We start from the raw sequence: 1510 nt of genomic DNA on the forward strand, positions 1-1510 counted from the left end.
CCCAACTTGTCAGCGAGCGAATCTTTCTGAACGCGAATACACCCACTACCTATGTAATAGCTTTTACCGGCCTTAAACTCGATCAAACCATAACCGGTAATTCGAGAACCAGGATCTATCCCTAAGATAATTGACATAAAGATCTTACAAGCAAAACAATTCAGGCGAGTTTAAAGGGGTATAACGTGACACGCCATTAAATATAAGAAATGGGAGAATCGAACTAGGAGAATATAGACACAAACAGAATGAGGTCGAAGACAAAGATAGTAATAAAAACTAGTTAAGACATGACGAACTTAGCAATCACACGATTACATCTGTCCGTCATGACTTTAATTAAGAAGATTAAAGAGCTTTAGTTAGACTCTTCTTTCTGTGGCTCAGGAAGGTTTAGCTTAATGCTCAACTCACGAAGCTGCTTCTTATCAACTTCACCTGGCGCCTTAGTTAGTACGTCAGTAGCACTCTGTGTTTTCGGGAAGGCAATCACTTCACGAATAGAACTTGCACCCGTCATCAACATCACAAGACGGTCAAGACCAAATGCCAAACCACCGTGAGGAGGACAACCGAACTTCAATGCATCCAATAAGAAGCCAAACTTCTCTTGCTGTTCTTCTGCGTCGATACCAAGAATATCGAATACAATACTTTGCATTTCTCCATCGTGAATACGGATAGAACCACCACCAAGCTCAGTACCGTTAAGTACCATATCGTACGCACGTGACAATGCTTTTTCAGGCGCATCACGCAATTCAGCAGGTGAACAAGAAGGCGCTGTAAATGGATGGTGAATTGCTGTTAAGCCTCCATCATCCAACTCTTCGAACATAGGGAAGTCAACAACCCAAAGTGGTGCCCACTCTGTTGTGAACATATTGAGATCTTCACCCACTTTGCAGCGCAGTGCGCCAAGCGCTTCGTTTACAACTTTTTCTTTATCTGCACCGAAGAATACAATATCGCCATTTTTAACACCTAGGCGATCCATAATTTGCATTGCAACTTCTTCGCCTAAGAACTTAACGATTGGCGACTGAAGACCTTCAACGCCTTTCTCGATTTCGTTAACCTTAATCCAAGCAAGACCTTTCGCACCGTAGATTCCAACAAACTTGGTGTATTCGTCAATTTGCTTACGACTAAGTTCCGCACCACCATCAACTTTAAGTGCTGCAACGCGACCTTTAGGATCTTTTGCTGGGCCTGCGAACACCTTAAACTCGATACTTTCCATCAAGTCAGCAACATCAACAATCTCAAGCGAAATACGTAAGTCAGGCTTGTCGCTACCGTATTTGCTCATCGCTTCTGAATAAGGCATTTTAGGGAATTCGCCAAGATCAACGTCAAGCAAGTCTTTGAACATTGAACCAACCATGCCTTCCATGTTCGCCATGATTTCTTCTTCGCTCATGTATGAAGCTTCAACATCCACCTGTGTGAATTCAGGTTGACGGTCAGCACGCAAATCTTCATCACGGAAACATTTAGCGATTTGGTA

General features: G+C 42.9%; 2 protein-coding genes. Both read right to left on the reverse strand.

Annotated elements, in window-relative coordinates; translation table 11 throughout:
* The coding region (locus A3739_RS15735; protein WP_197472357.1) for a crossover junction endodeoxyribonuclease RuvC at window positions 1–137 on the reverse strand (137 nt) is incomplete at its 3' end.
* Between the two features lie 221 nt (window positions 138–358).
* The coding region (gene aspS, locus A3739_RS15740; protein WP_068501974.1) for an aspartate--tRNA ligase at window positions 359–1510 on the reverse strand (1152 nt) is incomplete at its 5' end.

This window comes from Oleiphilus sp. HI0067, from assembly GCF_001635735.1.